The sequence below is a fragment of the Polynucleobacter sp. MWH-UH35A genome (assembly GCF_018687075.1).
In the GTDB taxonomy this organism is placed as follows: Bacteria; Pseudomonadota; Gammaproteobacteria; order Burkholderiales; family Burkholderiaceae; genus Polynucleobacter.
On sequence record NZ_CP061285.1, the window covers coordinates 819,905 to 836,422 of the forward strand.

Here is a 16,518-nt window from a genome sequence, read left to right on the forward strand (position 1 = left end):
AAAGATCATGAGCCAAGCTTTTGACGTAGTAGTAATTGGTGGTGGCCCTGGTGGCTACATTGCCGCAATCCGTGCAGCGCAACTCGGTTTCAAGGTTGCCTGCGCAGAATCAAGTTCTTATGACGATCCTAAGGGCGAGCCACGTTTGGGTGGCACCTGTTTGAACGTTGGCTGTATTCCATCTAAAGCATTGTTAGCATCATCTGAAGAATTTGAGAAAATCAATCATCATGCTGCTGATCACGGTATTAAAGTGGGTGCTGTGAGCATCGACTCTAAGAAGATGATTGCCCGCAAAGATGACATCGTTACGAAGATGACTGGCGGCATTCAGTACTTGTTCCGCAAGAACAAAATCACTTTGTTAAAGGGCCACGCTTCGTTTGAAGGTAAGGGTGCTGATGGCTATCAAATCAAAATTGATGGCAAAGATAAAGAAACTGTTACTGCAAAGAATGTAATCATTGCAACTGGTTCTAAAGCGCGCCATCTTCCAGGTATCACTGTAGACAACGTATTGATCTGCGATAACGAAGGCGCCTTGAAGTTTGAGTCTGCCCCTAAGAAATTAGGCGTAATTGGTGCAGGCGTTATTGGCTTGGAGTTGGGTTCTGTATGGCGTCGTCTCGGTGCTGAAGTGACTGTGCTCGAAGCTATGCCTTCATTCTTGGGCGCTTGTGATATCAGTATTGCTAAAGAGGCTCAAAAGCTTTTTGTTAAGCAAGGCTTGAGTATTAATACTGGCGTAAAAATTGGCGACGTTAAAGCGGACAAGAAGGGTGTAGTAGTCAATTACACCGATAGCGCTGGTAAAGCCGGCAAGCTGGAATGTGACCGTTTGATTGTTTCTGTTGGACGCGTACCAAATACCGATAAATTAGGTCTAGATAAGATTGGTCTCAAAGTGGATGAGCGTGGTTTCATTCCAATTGATGACCATACTTGTGCAACTGCAGCGCCTGGTGTTTATGCCGTGGGTGACGTAGTTCGCGGACCAATGTTGGCTCATAAAGCAGAAGATGAGGGTGTGTTAGCTGCAGAAGTGATTGCCGGCCAAAAACCGCATATTGATTACAACTGCATTCCTTGGGTTATTTATACCGATCCTGAAATTGCCTGGGTTGGTAAAACAGAACAAGCACTTAAAGAGGCTGGCGTTGCTTACAAAGCAGGTCAGTTCCCATTTGCTGCTAACGGCCGTGCTTTAGGCATGGGTCGTGCTGATGGTTTCATCAAAGTATTGGCTGATGCGAAAACGGATGAGATTCTTGGCGTTCATATCATTGGCGCCAATGCTTCTGACCTTATCGCCGAAGCAGCGGTTGCGATGGAATTCAAAGCGGCAGCAGAAGATATTGCTCGTATCTGTCATGCACATCCAAGTTTGTCTGAAGTGATGCGCGAAGCAGCGTTAGCGACAGACTCACGTGCATTAAATATGTAATTGAAAACCATTGAGTTTTACCAACAAGAGTTAAAAGCGCGCGGGTATCAAAGTGATCCCGCGCAGCTTCGTGCTGTAGAGCGTCTTCAGGAATGTGAAGATCAATGGATTGCCTATAAAGAAATTCGTAGCAATACGCTCAAAAAAAAGATATTTAAACCAACGCTACCTCGAGGTCTTTACCTATGGGGTGGGGTAGGTCGTGGAAAGTCATTCTTAATGGACTGCTTTTATGCAGCCTCTCCATTAGAAAAGAAAATCCGCATTCATTTTCATGAATTTATGCGCGAAGTTCATCGTGAACTCCATGAGTTATCAGGCTTATCCGATCCTCTGGATGAATTAGCAAAGCGCATCTCTCATCGCTATCGCCTCATCTGTTTTGATGAGTTTCATATCAATGACATCGCTGATGCCATGATTTTGTATCGCTTACTTGATGCGCTCTTTGCCGACCGCGTGCAATTTGTGATGACATCAAATTATCGCCCCGACCAACTCTATCCAAATGGCTTGCATCGTGATCGATTGGTTCCGGCTATTAAATTATTGGAAGAAAAACTGGATGTATTAAATGTGGATGCGGGCAATGATTACCGCCGCGTTCAAATGGCTCAAGTTGAAGCCTATTTAACGCCAGTAAATGCAGAGACTCAGGCAACGCTTGGTCAAATGTTTCATACATTGATTGGTAACCAAAAAGAAACGCCCAATCCAGTTCTTCATATTGAGTCTCGTGAATTGCGCCCTTTGCATATGGCTGATGGAGTAGTTTGGTTTGATTTTCAAACTCTGTGCTGCGGTCCACGCTCGCAAAATGACTATTTAGAAATCGCCAACCAGTTTCATACGGTGATTCTGTCTGGTGTGCCCTATATGCCTCCCAGAATGACCAATGAGGCGCGCCGCTTTGTCTGGTTAATTGACGTTTTATATGACCATAAGATCAAGTTAATCATCTCCGCAGAGGTCCCGGCCCCGGATTTATACACGGAAGGTCAAATTACCGCTGAATTCTCAAGAACGGTGTCCCGTTTGATCGAGATGCAGTCTCGCGATTACCTGGATGCGCCGCGCCGGGTAATTGATACCAGCTTGACCTAAAATAGGGTCATGAGCAGCTTTTCACCCCTTAATGCCGACTTGCATTGCCATTCAGTGATTTCTGATGGCACCTTGACGCCTGAAGAATTGGCTGAGCGCGCCAAAGCTAATGGGGTGCATTTGTGGGCACTTACCGATCATGATGAGCTTGGCGGGCAAAAACGTGCTCGTGAGGCTGCTAAAACATTAAAGATAGATTATCTTGCTGGCGTAGAAATCTCTGTCACCTGGATGGGTGAAACGATTCATATTGTCGGTCTGGGTATCGATGCAGAACATGCTGGAATTATCGAAGGCTTGCGTCAGACGCGCGCCGGTCGTGCGAATCGTGCTCAACTGATGGCTGAGCAGTTGCTGAAAGTCGGGGTTCCTGGTGCGTATGAAGGTGCGCTGCACTTTGCAGGCAATCATGAATTGATTTCCAGAACACACTTCGCTCGCTTTTTAGTTGAGCAGGGCGTATGTCGAAATACTGAGCATGTATTTAAGAATTACTTAATTGAAGGCAAGCCGGGATACGTTCCTCATCAATGGGCTAGTTTGGATAATGCCGTTCACTGGATTAAGGCAGCTGGCGGCGTTGCGGTGATTGCCCATCCAGGCCGCTACAGTAGACTCAATGCTATGCAAATGGATGAGCTCTACAAGCGCTTTAAAGATCTTGGAGGCCTGGCGATTGAGGTGATTACTGGAAGCCACAGCCCTGATCAATATAAAACGTTTGCAAACATTGCGCAGCAATATGGCTTTTTGGCTTCACGGGGTTCCGATTTTCATGACCCAAACGAGAGCCATATTGATCTAGGCAGCTTGCCACATCTACCGGATCATCTCACTCCGGTATGGTCTGCTTTTCATTAATCACCTAAACCAATTAACCACTAAGAAAAAGAAATCCGATGTTTGCTGAACGCGTTCTCTCTGGCATGCGCCCAACCGGCAATTTGCACCTAGGTCACTACCATGGTGTTTTAAAGAACTGGGTACGCTTGCAGTCCGAATATCCTTGCTTCTTTTTTGTAGCCGATTGGCATGCATTAACTACTCACTATGAAACACCAGATGTGATTGAACAATCGGTGTGGGACATGGTGATTGACTGGTTGGCAACTGGAGTAGATCCCAATCAAGCCACTTTGTTTATCCAAAGTAAAGTGCCTGAGCATGCTGAACTCTTTTTGTTGCTATCCATGGGAACCCCATTGGGCTGGTTGGAACGTGTTCCTACCTATAAGGATCAGATTGAAAAGCTCAAGGAAAAGGATCTTCAAACTTATGGCTTTCTGGGTTACCCCTTGTTACAAGCTGCCGATATTCTGATTTACCGAGCACAATTTGTACCGGTTGGTGAGGACCAGGTACCGCATGTAGAAATGACGCGTGAAGTAGCCCGTCGTTTTAATTACTTGTATGGACGTGAACCCGGCTTTGAGGAAAAAGCATTAGAGGCCGTGAAAAAGTTAGGTAGCAAACGAGCCAAGATGTATGCAGAACTGCGTGTGGCATTTCAGGAGCGGGGAGATGATGAGGCGCTAGAGCAGGCCAAGGCTTTATTGCAAGAATCGCAAAGTCTGTCCATGGCTGACCGTGAAAGGCTCTTTGGCTTCCTGGAGGGCGCTCGAAAAATTATTCTGCCTGAACCGCAAGCCTTACTGACAACAGCTTCACGTATGCCTGGTATTGATGGTCAAAAAATGTCCAAGTCGTATGGCAACACTATTAGCATTCGTGAAAATCCAGAAGATGTCATTAAAAAGATTCGTACGATGCCAACCGACCCTGCACGCGTTCGCAGAACTGATGTTGGTGATCCAGCACGTTGCCCAGTATGGCAGCTGCATACTGTGTACTCCAATGAAGAGACTAAGCAGTGGGTTGATAAGGGTTGTAAGTCAGCCGGTATCGGTTGCCTAGAGTGCAAGCAGCCTGTGATTGATTCAATCCTGGCGGAACAACAGCCCATGTTTGAGCGCGCTCAAAAATACCTTGATGATCCGAGTTTGTTGCGCTCCATCATTGCTGATGGTTGCGATAAAGCCCGTAAGGTTGCTCAAGAAACGATGCGTGAGGTTCGCGAATCTATGGGTCTAGCTTACGATTGAGGACTGATCTTGCCTAATGCGCATGACGTGATTGCCAATGCATCATCTTGGGTTAAGCGGTTTACTCCGCTGATTCCAAAAGATGGGATTGTTTTGGATTTTGCATGTGGCTCTGGCCGACACTCAGCGTATTTAGCTAATGCCGGCTATCAGGTTTTAGCGGTAGATCAAGATATCTCCGTGGTTCAGTCCATGAACAACCCCCTGATCTCCAGCGCCTGTTTTGATCTTGAGCAGGAAAAATGGCCTCTGATGGGCTCGGATTTCAGTGGCATCGTGGTAACCAACTACTTATATCGCCCACACCTAGATCAATTACCCAAAATGTTAGTAGAGGGGGGTGTCCTAATTTATGAAACCTTCGCCCTAGGAAATGGAGATTTTGGCAAACCTTCGAACCCTAATTTCCTTCTAAATCCGGGGGAATTGCTCGCTTTTGCCTCTCGTCATGGGCTTAGGGTGGTGGCATATGAGGATATTTACGTGGATCAGCCCAAACCAGCTATGGTTCAGCGCCTGTGTGCGGTAAAAGGTGAGCTAAAACAGCGCATTCCGTTACAATTTCAGGGTTAAGACAGCTTAAAAATCGGTGCATATTCGGTGATCAATACAGCGCATTCCAAAGGTAGCAAAAAGCCTATTGCTGGCAGCATGCCAGCTATCGTGACCCCCATGTTTGAGGATGGCAGCTTAGATTTTGCTAGCCTGCGTTCTTTATTGGACTGGCATGTGTCCGAGGGTACTGATGGGATTGTGATTGTTGGAACCAGTGGAGAATCCCCGACAGTTTCGGTTGAAGAGCACTGCGAATTAATTCGCGTGACCGTGGAGCAGATTGCTGGACGCATTCCCGTGATTGCGGGCACTGGCGGCAACTCCACCATTGAGGCAATCGAATTAACTCAATTTGCTAAACAGGTTGGTGCTGATGCCAGCTTGCAAGTGGTGCCGTATTACAACAAGCCTACGCAAGAGGGCATGTATGCGCATTTTAAAAAGATTGCGGAGTCAGTAGATTTGCCGGTAATTTTGTATAACGTTCCTGGCAGAACAGTTGCTGACTTGGCTGGCGATACTGTGGTCCGATTGGCGGGCGTGCCAGGCATTATCGGTATTAAAGAGGCTACCGGTAGTTTGGAGCGTGGCACTTTGTTGATCAATGATTTGAAGCGTGCAGGCTATCAAGACTTCTCCGTATTTTCTGGTGATGACTTAACAGCTGCCATGTTGATGTTGATGGGCGGTAAGGGCAATATTTCAGTTACAGCCAACATTGCACCTCGTTTAATGCATGAACTCTGTGTAGCCGCAATGTCTGATGATGTTAAGCGCACCCGTGAAATCCAATATCAATTGATTGCAGTTCACAAAGCCATGTTCACGGAAGCAAATCCAATCCCTGTGAAATGGGCTTTACATGAGATGGGCAAAATTACTGCAGGTATTCGTTTGCCATTAACACCCTTAAGCAATTCTTTGCGCGAGCCTTTGAAGGCAGCTTTAAAACAGGCCAACCTAATATGATGAATTTGCTTCAATTAATCCGTCGATATCTATCGATATTCGCATTGGTGGTTATTGCATCTGCGACATTAACAGCTTGTAAATCAGTCACCAGCAATGACACTGTTGACTATAAGAGTGCAGGCGCAGTCCGCGGCCCTAATTTGTCCTACCCCCCTGACTTAATTACCGCCCAGGCCGATCGTCGTTATATCGTTCAAGACGGCACAGCAACGATGTCTGAATACAATGCGGCCGTTAAGAAGTCGGTACAGATGAGAAGCAATGTCATGACCGGAATTCCGGGTATGCGGATTGCACGGGATGGTGAGCGTCGCTGGTTAGTGGTTGAGAAACCAGCCCCTGAGCTCTATCCACAAGTAAAAGATTTCTGGCAGGAGAATGGATTCTTGTTGGTAGTGGACTCTCCATCCACTGGCATCATGGAAACTGATTGGGCTGAAAATCGCGCAAAGATCGCCCAAGACTGGATACGTTCAACAGTTGGTGGCGCAATTGATTCTATTTACGACACTGGCGAGCGCGATAAATACAAAACGCGTTTAGAAGTTTCAAAACCTGGCGAGACCGAAATTTACATTACGCAACGCGGTGCGATTGAAAAATGTACAACGGACTCTACTGGAAATTGTATTTCTACAATCTGGACTGCTAGACCCAATGATCCTGAGTTAGAGGCAGCGTTTTTGGCTCGATTGATGGAACGCTTGGGTATGACGCAAGAGCAAGCTAAAGCCATGGTTGCCGTGCCGCTGGGCCCCAAAACTCCAAAAGCGAAGTTTGTTCAAGAGGGCAGTAATCAGGCTTATATTGAGTTGAGTGCAGGCTTTGATCGCTCTTGGCGTGATGTTGGTTTAGCGCTGGATCGCTCGAACTTCACTGTTGAGGATCGCAATCGCGCCAATGGTGTTTATTACGTGCGCTACGTTAATCCTAAGGACTTGGGCGACACCAAAGGTTTCTTCTCTAATCTCTTTAGTAGTAAGGACGATTCCAGCTTGAAAGCAAAAAAATATCAAGTTGTCGTGAAGAGCACTGGTGAAAACTCTGCCAATGTTTATGTGCAAAATGCCGAGGGTAAACCTGAGAATACGCCTGCCGGATTCCAGCTGTTGACAATGTTGACTGAGCAGTTAACGCGGTAGGGCTGTGTAATTTAATGAAGCAAATAAAAAAGCCGCTTTTCAGCGGCTTTTTTTCTTCATGAAGAAGATTACTTCTTAGCGTCAGCAGCAGGAGCAGCTGGAGCAGCAGCAGGTGCTTCAGCAGCAGGAGCAGCTGGAGCAGCAGCAGGAGCAGCTTCAACAGGCTTTGCTTCTTCTTTTTTACCGCAAGCGGCCAAGGCGATTGCTAACATAGCAGCGAATACGAGTGACTTCTTCATTTGTAAATTCCTTTAAAAAAATTAACAACAATTACCGGTAATTGTTTTTTTGGTAGCTCCAAGGGATTATCCCTAGGTAGTTTCCAGTATTAATTATATCCATCTCCATCATCAATGCTCAAAAATCAGCCATCCAGCTAAGTAAGCCTCATAAAGGCTGGATTTATCAAGATTTTGCGGTTTATTGGCCTTCAGAAACTTATTGGCAGAAAGGCTTTGCCAGGCCGAAACGGCTGCCGGAGTTTGCCCTTGGGTTACCAGCTCTCCATTGCAATAAACCTGCTTTCCTAGACTTAAAATCCGGGTTTGCGCTTGGGGTATAAGCAATTTGGAGCCCAATTGTTTTGTAAATGCCTTTGGGTTTAGCGCATCCTCAGGACCAGTAAAAAAGGCTTGTTGTTTGGGCTCTGAGAGATAAGCTGTAATGCCCGGTAAAAAACCCTCAATTTGATTTAATTTCAGTTCTTTCACTTTTACTGCAAGTTGTTGAATGAGTTCATCAGGCAGTTGCTCGGCTTCTAGAGTTGCTCTTTGCTTTGGGTCTGCAAACTTATTCTCGAGCTCCGGAATATCTTCCAAAGATTCGGCGAGGCGCCATAAACCTTCTTGCAGCAATTCTTTAAAGCTGGGAGAGCGAAATCCAACGGACCAGGTTTGACAGCCCGCATCAAGTGCGATGCCATCATGCGCCACATGAGGTGGTAAATAGAGCATGTCTCCCGGCTCGAGAACCCATTCTTGCTCTGCTTTAAAGTTCTGCAGAATCTTTAATGGAAGATTGGGATTGAGGCTTAAATCTTTTTGCTCTGAAATTTTCCACTGTCTTCTGCCAGACATCTGTATTAAAAAGACATCATAAGAATCAAAATGGGGGCCGACGCCTCCGCCAATGCCAGCAATGCTGATCATGAGGTCATCTAGGCGAGCATCTGGAATGAATCGAAACCACGAGAGTATTTTGTTGGCGCTGGGGTGATGCGCATCCATTCCTTGAAATAGCAGAGTCCAATCCGGTGTCTCAATCGACGGAATTGCCTTTTTGGAAAATGGCCCTTGGTTAAAACTCCAGGGCTTGGCTCTCACTAAGCGGGATTCCACTTCGTCCTGCAGGGCAAATTTGAGTAGCTCATGCGAGGGAATGGGGCTATCTAAGGGCTCCCCATTCTGAGCAGATAAAGCGAATGCTGGGATGGCCCCACGGACGAGAAGAGGCTTTTTATGCCAATAGCGTGTCATAAACTGATTAGGGCTAATCCCGCCAAATAATGCCCAAGGCTCAGCTATTGGGAGCTTTGGAGGGGCCTGGGGCGGTTCATAGGGCTTGCTCAAGTAAAATGAGGTCATAAAGTGAAAAGGTAAGTGCTTTTTAGAAACTGATTAAAAACGAATGTTTGACAAATTCCGCATGAAGATTGAAAAAAATACCATCGTATCCCTTCGTTATAAGTTAACCGATGCGCAAAACAATGTCATCGAAGAACCCGATTCTCCGATGGTATACCTGCACGGCGGCTACGAAGGTACTTTTCCTAAAATTGAGACCCTCTTAGATGGTCAAGATATTGGCTACGAGGCCACGATTCAGCTGGAGCCTAACGAGGCCTTTGGTGAGTATGACCCTGAGCTTTTGAAGATCGAACCCCGCACTCGTTTTCCAGAGCCCTTAGAAGTGGGAATGCAGTTCGAGGGTGTGCCTGATGCAGAAGAAGATGCTGCAGCAGATGACGCAGATGATATGGATGATGAGCCATTAATCTACACCGTGACTGATGTTGCAGATAATCAAGTGGTCTTGGACGGCAATCATCCTTTGGCGGGAATGGCATTGCGTTTTTGGGTCCAGGTGGAAGACGTTCGGGCTGCCACAGATGATGAGATTGAAAACCGCCACCCAGAGGGCGGCGAGAGCTTTTCATTTGGCATGCCTAATGACGATGGCGATGATGAGGAAGATTTTCCGGGTGGTGCATTAGGTGGTGATAGTGCTGGTCCGCATACTTTGCATTAATGAATGCCACCACTGAAACAAAAAAAAGGAATAGTGCGCTATTCCTTTTTTATTGGGTTCTAAGTTTCGAGCTAGTCCTGCGTGACCCCTGAATGACTATTCCTTTAGCCATTCTTTAATGGCATCTAAATCACGCTTGGTATCGCTCGAACCAGATGCATCGGGGCTAGTTGGTGTATTGCTGAACTTCGCAAGCGCTCGTTCAAGCGCAGCTATTTTGGCTTCTTGTTCAATCGTGGCATCAATTAAACCTTTGAGTGCCATCGATACAGGATCGTCTACATTTGGAGTAACACCGTAAGCAGAAAAATATTCTTTCGTTTTGCTATCAGGGCTTTGCGGTAAATCTGGATGCAATATGCGTGCTGGAATACCAACAGCAGTTGCGCCTGGCGGAATTTCTTTGAGAACAACCGCATTCGAGCCAACGCGTGCGCCATCGCCAACAGTAAATCCACCTAGTACCTTAGCGCCTGCACTAATCACAACACCTTTGCCGAGTGTAGGGTGGCGCTTCACACCTTTATAGAGGGATGTGCCACCTAAAGTTACGCCTTGATAAATTGTGCAGTCATCACCAATTTCTGTGGTTTCGCCAATGACAATGCCAAGTCCATGATCTAGAAAAACTCTGCGACCAATCTTTGCTCCCGGATGAATTTCAATACCAGTCAGAAAGCGTGCAAACATAGACAGTACACGTGCTATCCATTTGAGGCCGAGATTCCATAAAAAATGAGAAACACGATGCAGCCAGACTGCATGCAGACCTTGGTAGCAGGTGATCACCTCGAGACGATTTCGCGCTGCTGGGTCTCTGGCAATAATCGAGTCGACTTGGTCGAAAAGGGAAATAGTCATAAATTGATTTTAACGGGATGTGCTTATTTTCTCAGGAGCATTTGTTTTGCAATGCCTCGTAAAAGATCAATCTCTTCCTTCTGGAGTCGACTACGTGCAAATAAGGCCTGTATACGCGGCATCAGTTTTTTGGGGTTGGCGGGGTCTAGATAGCCTATGGCCTCTAAGCCTTCACGCCAATGCTCCAACATGGCTGCCACGGCGGCTGGATCGGCATAATCGGCCATTTCTTGGCGGTTTGCCAGTAAGTTTGCATCTAGGCACTTGCTGCGAAATGATTCCCTGAGGGTGTATGCACAAACCATCAGGGCTTGGGCGAGATTTAGGGATGGGTAGGCTGGGTTGGCATCTAGCCACACGCGGTGCGTACACAACGCTAAATCATCGTTATCAAGGCCTGTTCTTTCGGGGCCAAAGAGCAGGGCAATTTTTCCTCCCCCTGCAGTTGTTTGCGCTACCAACGTCCTGGCACTTTCCCAATCTAGGGCGGGAGGCCCGAATTCCCGATCTCGGCTAGTAAGACCTAGTACTAGGGAGCATCCCTGCACAGCAGTAGTTAAAGAGTTGCTTTCAGAGGAGTTCTCTAGGATGTCTGCGGCACCGCTGGCTAGGGCGATAGCATCAGGGCTGCTTGCAATACTTTTGATCTTGGGATTAATGAGTCGCAAGTCGCTAAAGCCCATGGTTTTGAGGGCGCGAGCAGCCGAACCCACGTTCCCGGGGTGGCTTGTTTCGACTAGGATCCAGCGAATCAATGTAGAGGTATCCATATTCATCAATGTGCTGTGGAGTGGGTTATGGGGTTTGTAATTGGGACTTAATCCAGAGTAAATGATGCGAATCGTTTAGAATCAATCTGTTAGCTTCGTATTGTCATGCAATTTACCTTAATTGTTGGCATTGCAAGGGGCTTGTTCTTATTTAATTTGTCCATCAATACTATGCATCCCATGTTAAATGTGGCCGTAAAGGCCGCCCGTCGCGCTGGAACAGTCATCAATCGCGCTTCTTTGAATTTGGAGCGCTTGCAGGTTGACCGTAAGCAACACAACGATTTCGTAACTGAGGTGGACAAAGCTGCAGAAGCGGCCATTATTGAAACGCTGAGTGAAGCCTATCCAACCCATGGATTTTTGGCTGAGGAAACCGGCGAGCGCAATGCGGATGCAGAAAATGTTTGGATCATTGATCCATTAGATGGCACCACCAATTTTATTCATGGCTTTCCACAATATGCGGTATCAATTGCGCTTTCAGTTAATGGCGTAACGCAACAAGCTGTGGTGTATGACCCAACCCGTGACGAATTATTTACCGCTACTCGTGGGGCTGGCGCTTACTTAGATCGTCGTCGTTTGCGCGTTGCTACACAAGATCGTTTGGCTAATGCATTGTTGGGAACTGGCTTTCCATACCGTGAAGATCAGGATCTCGATAAATATCTAAAAATCTTTGGTGAGATGTCACGCCAATGTGCCGGCTTACGCCGCCCAGGTGCTGCTTCTTTAGATTTGGCATATGTCGCAGCAGGTCGATACGATGGTTTCTTCGAAAGTGATCTCAAGCCTTGGGATATGGCTGCAGGCGCCTTGTTGATCACTGAGGCAGGCGGCCTAATTGGCAACTATCGCGGCGAAGAAGGCTTCCTCAAGAGTGGTGAGGTAATGGCAGCTAATCCGCGCATCTTTGCTCAGATGGTGCAAACGCTGTCTAAATATTCAGCGTCTTAATGTCGAGGCAGTGGACCTGATTAATGCTTAATCAGGTCGAGATAGCGAGTACCAGCGCTATCAATTAGTAGGGTGCTTGCCCTGGGTCGACCGCTCTCAGGGTGATCTAGGTCCCAGTCAGATAAAACCCAGCGTTGCCAACTTTGTTCACCAAAAGACTCTTGGTGATGCTTGGGCATGTGGGTATGCCCATGAATTAATCTATTCCCAGTTTGATTTCTTAATGCAGCAGCACAAGCTTCTTTTGTCACATCCATCTTGCGTTGCTGTGTTGTGGATAGTTGTTGCGATTGGTATTGGCTATGACTGTTGGTTCTCAGGCGTTGTGCAATGCCCTTGCGCCAGTTGAGTGGCAAGCTTAGGAAGATTTTTTGTACCAAGGGTTTTCTGACCCAGCTACGAAAAAGTTGATAGCCATGATCTGCGGTGCATAGAGCATCGCCATGAGCGAGCACCCATTTTTGTGCAGCAATTTCAACTACGCTTGGATCTGGCAAAAGTGTCATGCCAGTCTTTTTGATAAAGTTTTTACCAATTAAAAAATCGCGATTGCCATGCAGGTAATACGTTTTTACTTTGGTGGAAAGATTGGCGATGGCCCGCTGAACCTCTTGTTGGAATGGAGATGATGCTGCGGCATCATCACCCACCCAATACTCAAATAAATCACCTAAAATAAATACCGCCTCGACTTTGGGAGCCTCTTTTTCACAGAAGTCAAAAAAGCGTTGTGCCGTCAAAGGCATTGACGGCGTGAGGTGCAAGTCTGAGATGAGCAGGGCGCTCGCGTATTGCGGAATCATTCCTCGAGAACAGTAGCCTTCTCGATGACAACATCTTCAGTTGGCACATCTTGATGAAAACCGGAGCTACCAGTTTTAACCTTGCGGATGGTGTCAACTACATCCATGCCGTCAGTCACCTTGCCAAATACTGCATAGCCCCAACCTTGGGCATTTGGAGCGGTGTGATTTAAAAAATCGTTGTCATTCACGTTGATGAAGAATTGAGCGGTTGCTGAGTGTGGTTCGCTGGTCCGCGCCATTGCTACGGTGTAGCGATCGTTCTTTAGTCCATTGTTAGCTTCATTTTCAATTTCTGCACCGGTCGGCTTTTGCTTCATTCCAGCAGTCATGCCGCCACCTTGAATCATGAAGTTATTAATAACGCGATGAAAGATCGTGCCATCGTAATGACCGCTCTTGACATACTGTAAAAAATTAGCAACGCTCTTGGGCGCTTTAGCTGCATCAAGGGTGAGGGTGATATCACCCTTATTGGTTTTTAGGAGTACTTTCGCCATTATTGGTTTTACTTTCTAAAGGGTTAGAGGATAAATTATTGCTTGGTAGAGAATCCGATGTATTCGCTGATGGATTCACTGTGGAATTGAGGGCGCGATTCATGGGACGTTTTGCTGGCGGCTTGAGAACATCTAAGAGTGCCTTAGCACGATTGGAGTACTGGCGTTGATTGAGTTGAGCATTCTTCGCTGCATCTTCATAGGCTTGGGCGCCAAGACGAATATAGATTTCACCTAAGTTCGCAGAAGCAATTGCATAGCTAGGGCGCAGTTTTAATGCCAACTCTAAATAATCTCGCGCTTCAATCCATTGACCTTGATTGGCAGCAATCGCTGCTAGATTGTTATAAGGCTCAGGTAATTCGGGAAACTGTTGTGTTATTTCAATCAACGTTTTCTTGGCTTGATCAAACTGGTGCAATTCAATTTGCAAACGTGCTTTTACAAAACGCAGCTGCACATTGCGAGGAGCCTTCTTCAGATCTATATTAATTTGCGTTACAGCATCTTCGTACTTTCGTGCTTTGATCAGTTTTTCAACGCTCGATGGCACTGCATTCTTGCTAATGGGGTCTGGCTCAATAATCAAGAAAGACAAGAAAGGTACGCCAACGGTTTCGGATAACTCTGGATTTAATGGGTCATAGCCTATATCCGCCGAAAGTCTAGGGGGGTCAGTGGGGCTGTATCCGCCAAGGTAAGGTTGGGGGGTGGATTGCCCAGACTTCATCTCCTGGGTGTTTAGTGCCGTTATTTCTGCATCGGCACGCTGCTGTGCAGGGGTGCTGCAGCCCGATAGAAGTGCCAGGGTTGCTAAAGCTGCAAAAGCTGGGGCAAAGACCTTATTCAGGGTGGGGCGTGGCGCTGGGGCGTTGTGGGGCATAGGGGAAGGGGTGTGAAACGGGCTCATTCGATATACTCAGCGCTCAGTCTAACAAATTGGCGCTACTTGCCCCTCCTTTATAGCCCTATGCTGCAAATCTATAACACCCTTAGCCGCTCAAAACAGGTCTTTAAGCCCATAGTCCCGGGCAAGGTCAAGATGTACGTCTGTGGCATGACGGTTTATGACTTTTGCCATATCGGCCATGCCAGGGTGATGATTGTCTTTGACATCGTTGTTCGTTGGCTTAGGGCAAGCGGCTATGAGGTGGTTTATGTGCGCAACATCACCGACATTGACGACAAGATTATCAACCGCGCTATTGAGAATGGCGAACCTATTTCCGTATTAACCAATCGGTTTATTGACGCCATGCACGCTGACTCTGATGAATTGGGTTTAATGCATCCCGATCAAGAGCCGCGTGCTACAGATTACATCGCGCAGATGCAAGGCATGATTGGTAAGCTTATTGAAAACGAATTAGCCTATCAAGCCAATGATGGTGACGTCAATTTTGCAGTGCGCTTGCTACCACGCTATGGTCAGCTATCTGGCAAGACGCTTGATGAACTCAATGCTGGTGAACGTGTTGCGGTAGGTGATGGCAAACGAGATCCACTCGATTTTGTTTTGTGGAAAAGTGCTAAGGCTGAAGAGCCTGCTGATACACGCTGGAATTCACCATGGGGCGAAGGACGTCCTGGTTGGCATATTGAATGTTCGGCTATGTCCTGCGACCTATTGGGGCAGCATTTTGATATTCATGGTGGCGGCGCTGATTTGCAGTTCCCCCATCACGAAAATGAAATCGCCCAAAGTGAAGGTGCTTTGTATGGCAAAGATCGCAAAGAAGATGATGCTCCCTTTGTCAATTACTGGATGCATAACGGCCACATCCGCGTCAATGAAGAAAAGATGTCCAAGTCTTTAGGTAATTTCTTCTTAATTCGGGATGTGTTGAAAAGCTTTGATCCTGAAGTTCTGCGTTTCTTCATGTTGAAGGCCCATTACCGTAGCCCGATTAATTACAGCGATGCGCAGCTAGAAGAGGCTCGCTCTGGCTTGGTGCGTCTCTACACCGCATTAGCCCAAGCCTCTCAGGCCCAAGCTATTAAGTTGGATTCGAGTAATCCATGGGCGCAACGCTTTGCTGATGCCATGAATGATGACTTCAATACGCCAGAAGCCATCGCCGTCTTGTTTGACTTGGCAAGTGAAGTCAATCGTGCCCAAGGTGATGAAAAGCAACTGCTGGCCAACACAATGAAAGCTCTTGGTGCTTCACTGAATTTCTTGCAACGTGACCCCACCGCATTCTTGCAAGCAGGCTCAAAAGATCACAGCGGTTTAAGTCTGGAGCAGATTGAAGAACAAATTGCAGCACGTGTTGCTGCTAAGCAAGCAAAAGACTTTGCTAAAGCGGATATGATTCGCAAGACATTGCTAGAGCAGGGGATTGTCTTAGAAGATAAACCTGGTGGTTTAACTGAATGGCGTAGGGCTTAATGACGGCGGTTAAAGATAAAGCAGAGTCGATCTTGGAAGAGGTGGCTCCAGACTACTGGGAGCAAGCTTGCAAGGAATTGATGAAGCAAGATCGTATTCTGAAAAAACTGATTCCTAAATACGGCTCTGGATTTTTGGTAACAAGAGGCGATCCCTTTAATACATTGGCAAGGGCGATTGTTGGTCAGCAGATTTCAGTAGCAGCAGCCCAATCCGTTTGGAATCGGGTTTTTGCTGCCAGCAAAAAGAAGGTCACACCAAAAAATATCTTGGCACTTTCGGTGGAAGAGTTGCGCGCCGCTGGATTATCGGGACGCAAGGTTGAATACATCCGTGATTTGGCGGATCACTTCGATTCTGGGCGTCTACATGCCAATCAGTGGAAGGATATGGATGATGAGAGCGTTATTAAGGAATTAAGCTCCATTCGGGGAATTGGCCGTTGGACAGCCGAAATGTTCCTCATTTTCAACATGATTCGCCCCAATATCCTGCCTTTAGACGATATTGGCCTCATTAAGGCTATTTCCCTCAATTACTTCAGTGGTGAGCCTGTAAGCCGCCATGAGGCTAGGGAGGTGGCAGCCAATTGGGCCCCGTGGCGCACGGTCGCCACCTGGTATATGTGGAGAAGTATCGACCCAATTCCGGTTGAATATTAAAATC

The 16,518-nt window shown here is 46.9% G+C and carries 18 protein-coding genes; 11 read left to right on the forward strand and 7 right to left on the reverse strand.

All coding sequences use genetic code 11. The annotated features are described in order from the left end of the window. Nucleotides 1–7 precede the first annotated feature (7 nt). The 7 genes from lpdA (at nucleotide 8) to bamC (ending at nucleotide 7,319) form a co-directional block, all read left to right on the forward strand. Nucleotides 8–1,444 (forward strand): dihydrolipoyl dehydrogenase, encoded by a 1,437-nt coding sequence (lpdA, locus tag ICV36_RS04345; protein WP_215401365.1) that lies wholly within the window; start codon nucleotides 8–10, stop codon nucleotides 1,442–1,444. Next, nucleotides 1,445–2,548: a cell division protein ZapE gene (gene zapE, locus ICV36_RS04350; protein WP_215401366.1), complete on the forward strand. Its 1,104-nt coding sequence runs from the start codon at nucleotides 1,445–1,447 to the stop codon at nucleotides 2,546–2,548. It begins immediately after the preceding gene. Nucleotides 2,549–2,557: 9 nt separating this feature from the next. Continuing rightward, a complete protein-coding gene (locus tag ICV36_RS04355) occupies nucleotides 2,558–3,409 on the forward strand; it encodes a 3',5'-nucleoside bisphosphate phosphatase (protein WP_215401367.1) in 852 nt (283 codons plus the stop codon). A gap of 38 nt (nucleotides 3,410–3,447) precedes the next feature. Next, nucleotides 3,448–4,650, forward strand: a complete 1,203-nt coding sequence (locus ICV36_RS04360; protein ID WP_215401368.1) for a tryptophan--tRNA ligase — start codon at nucleotides 3,448–3,450, stop codon at nucleotides 4,648–4,650. 9 nt (nucleotides 4,651–4,659) lie between these two features. Next, complete coding sequence (locus ICV36_RS04365; RefSeq protein ID WP_251375082.1) at nucleotides 4,660–5,223, forward strand: bifunctional 2-polyprenyl-6-hydroxyphenol methylase/3-demethylubiquinol 3-O-methyltransferase UbiG; 564 nt, start codon at nucleotides 4,660–4,662, stop codon at nucleotides 5,221–5,223. A gap of 78 nt (nucleotides 5,224–5,301) precedes the next feature. Continuing rightward, entirely contained in the window at nucleotides 5,302–6,174 is an 873-nt protein-coding gene (gene dapA / locus ICV36_RS04370; RefSeq protein WP_215401558.1) for a 4-hydroxy-tetrahydrodipicolinate synthase, read from the forward strand. Continuing rightward, nucleotides 6,174–7,319, forward strand: a complete 1,146-nt coding sequence (gene bamC, locus ICV36_RS04375; RefSeq protein ID WP_215401559.1) for an outer membrane protein assembly factor BamC — start codon at nucleotides 6,174–6,176, stop codon at nucleotides 7,317–7,319. The genes dapA and bamC overlap by 1 nt, the downstream gene beginning before the upstream one ends. Nucleotides 7,320–7,387: 68 nt before the next feature. On the opposite strand, the gene ICV36_RS04380 is transcribed toward bamC, so the two are convergent. Further along, entirely contained in the window at nucleotides 7,388–7,558 is a 171-nt protein-coding gene (locus ICV36_RS04380) for a hypothetical protein (protein WP_215392539.1), read from the reverse strand. Nucleotides 7,559–7,669: 111 nt separating this feature from the next. Beyond that, nucleotides 7,670–8,794 carry a cupin domain-containing protein gene (locus tag ICV36_RS04385; protein WP_251375083.1) on the reverse strand — a complete coding sequence of 375 codons (1,125 nt, stop codon included), beginning with the start codon at nucleotides 8,792–8,794 and terminating at the stop codon, nucleotides 7,670–7,672. A 169-nt stretch (nucleotides 8,795–8,963) separates the two neighbouring features. Between ICV36_RS04385 and ICV36_RS04390 the strand changes: the two genes are divergently transcribed. Beyond that, nucleotides 8,964–9,566: a peptidylprolyl isomerase gene (locus ICV36_RS04390; RefSeq protein WP_215401370.1), complete on the forward strand. Its 603-nt coding sequence runs from the start codon at nucleotides 8,964–8,966 to the stop codon at nucleotides 9,564–9,566. Nucleotides 9,567–9,662: 96 nt separating this feature from the next. On the opposite strand, the gene cysE is transcribed toward ICV36_RS04390, so the two are convergent. Both cysE and ICV36_RS04400 read right to left on the reverse strand, forming a co-directional pair. Further along, nucleotides 9,663–10,427, reverse strand: coding sequence for a serine O-acetyltransferase (cysE, locus tag ICV36_RS04395; RefSeq protein ID WP_215401371.1), 765 nt, complete (start codon nucleotides 10,425–10,427; stop codon nucleotides 9,663–9,665). A gap of 23 nt (nucleotides 10,428–10,450) precedes the next feature. Continuing rightward, nucleotides 10,451–11,197, reverse strand: a complete 747-nt coding sequence (locus ICV36_RS04400; protein WP_251375085.1) for an RNA methyltransferase — start codon at nucleotides 11,195–11,197, stop codon at nucleotides 10,451–10,453. 171 nt (nucleotides 11,198–11,368) lie between these two features. On the opposite strand from ICV36_RS04400, the gene ICV36_RS04405 reads away from it, so the two are divergent. After that, entirely contained in the window at nucleotides 11,369–12,157 is a 789-nt protein-coding gene (locus ICV36_RS04405; RefSeq protein WP_215401560.1) for an inositol monophosphatase family protein, read from the forward strand. Between the two features lie 20 nt (nucleotides 12,158–12,177). Here the strand turns inward: ICV36_RS04405 and ICV36_RS04410 are convergent, their stop codons facing one another. The 3 genes from ICV36_RS04410 to ICV36_RS04420 are packed head-to-tail and all read right to left on the reverse strand — an operon-like array spanning nucleotide 12,178 to nucleotide 14,343. Further along, a complete protein-coding gene (locus ICV36_RS04410; protein WP_215401373.1) occupies nucleotides 12,178–12,960 on the reverse strand; it encodes a UDP-2,3-diacylglucosamine diphosphatase in 783 nt (260 codons plus the stop codon). Next, entirely contained in the window at nucleotides 12,957–13,460 is a 504-nt protein-coding gene (locus tag ICV36_RS04415; protein WP_215401374.1) for a peptidylprolyl isomerase, read from the reverse strand. The genes ICV36_RS04410 and ICV36_RS04415 overlap by 4 nt, the downstream gene beginning before the upstream one ends. Beyond that, complete coding sequence (locus ICV36_RS04420) at nucleotides 13,432–14,343, reverse strand: M48 family metallopeptidase (protein ID WP_251375086.1); 912 nt, start codon at nucleotides 14,341–14,343, stop codon at nucleotides 13,432–13,434. The genes ICV36_RS04415 and ICV36_RS04420 overlap by 29 nt, the downstream gene beginning before the upstream one ends. 87 nt (nucleotides 14,344–14,430) lie before the next feature. On the opposite strand from ICV36_RS04420, the gene cysS reads away from it, so the two are divergent. Together cysS and ICV36_RS04430 are read left to right on the forward strand one after the other, a co-directional pair. Continuing rightward, a complete protein-coding gene (cysS, locus tag ICV36_RS04425; protein ID WP_215401376.1) occupies nucleotides 14,431–15,852 on the forward strand; it encodes a cysteine--tRNA ligase in 1,422 nt (473 codons plus the stop codon). Then, nucleotides 15,852–16,514, forward strand: a complete 663-nt coding sequence (locus ICV36_RS04430) for a DNA-3-methyladenine glycosylase (protein ID WP_215401377.1) — start codon at nucleotides 15,852–15,854, stop codon at nucleotides 16,512–16,514. Before cysS ends, ICV36_RS04430 begins: the two co-directional genes overlap by 1 nt. Nucleotides 16,515–16,518 lie beyond the last annotated feature (4 nt).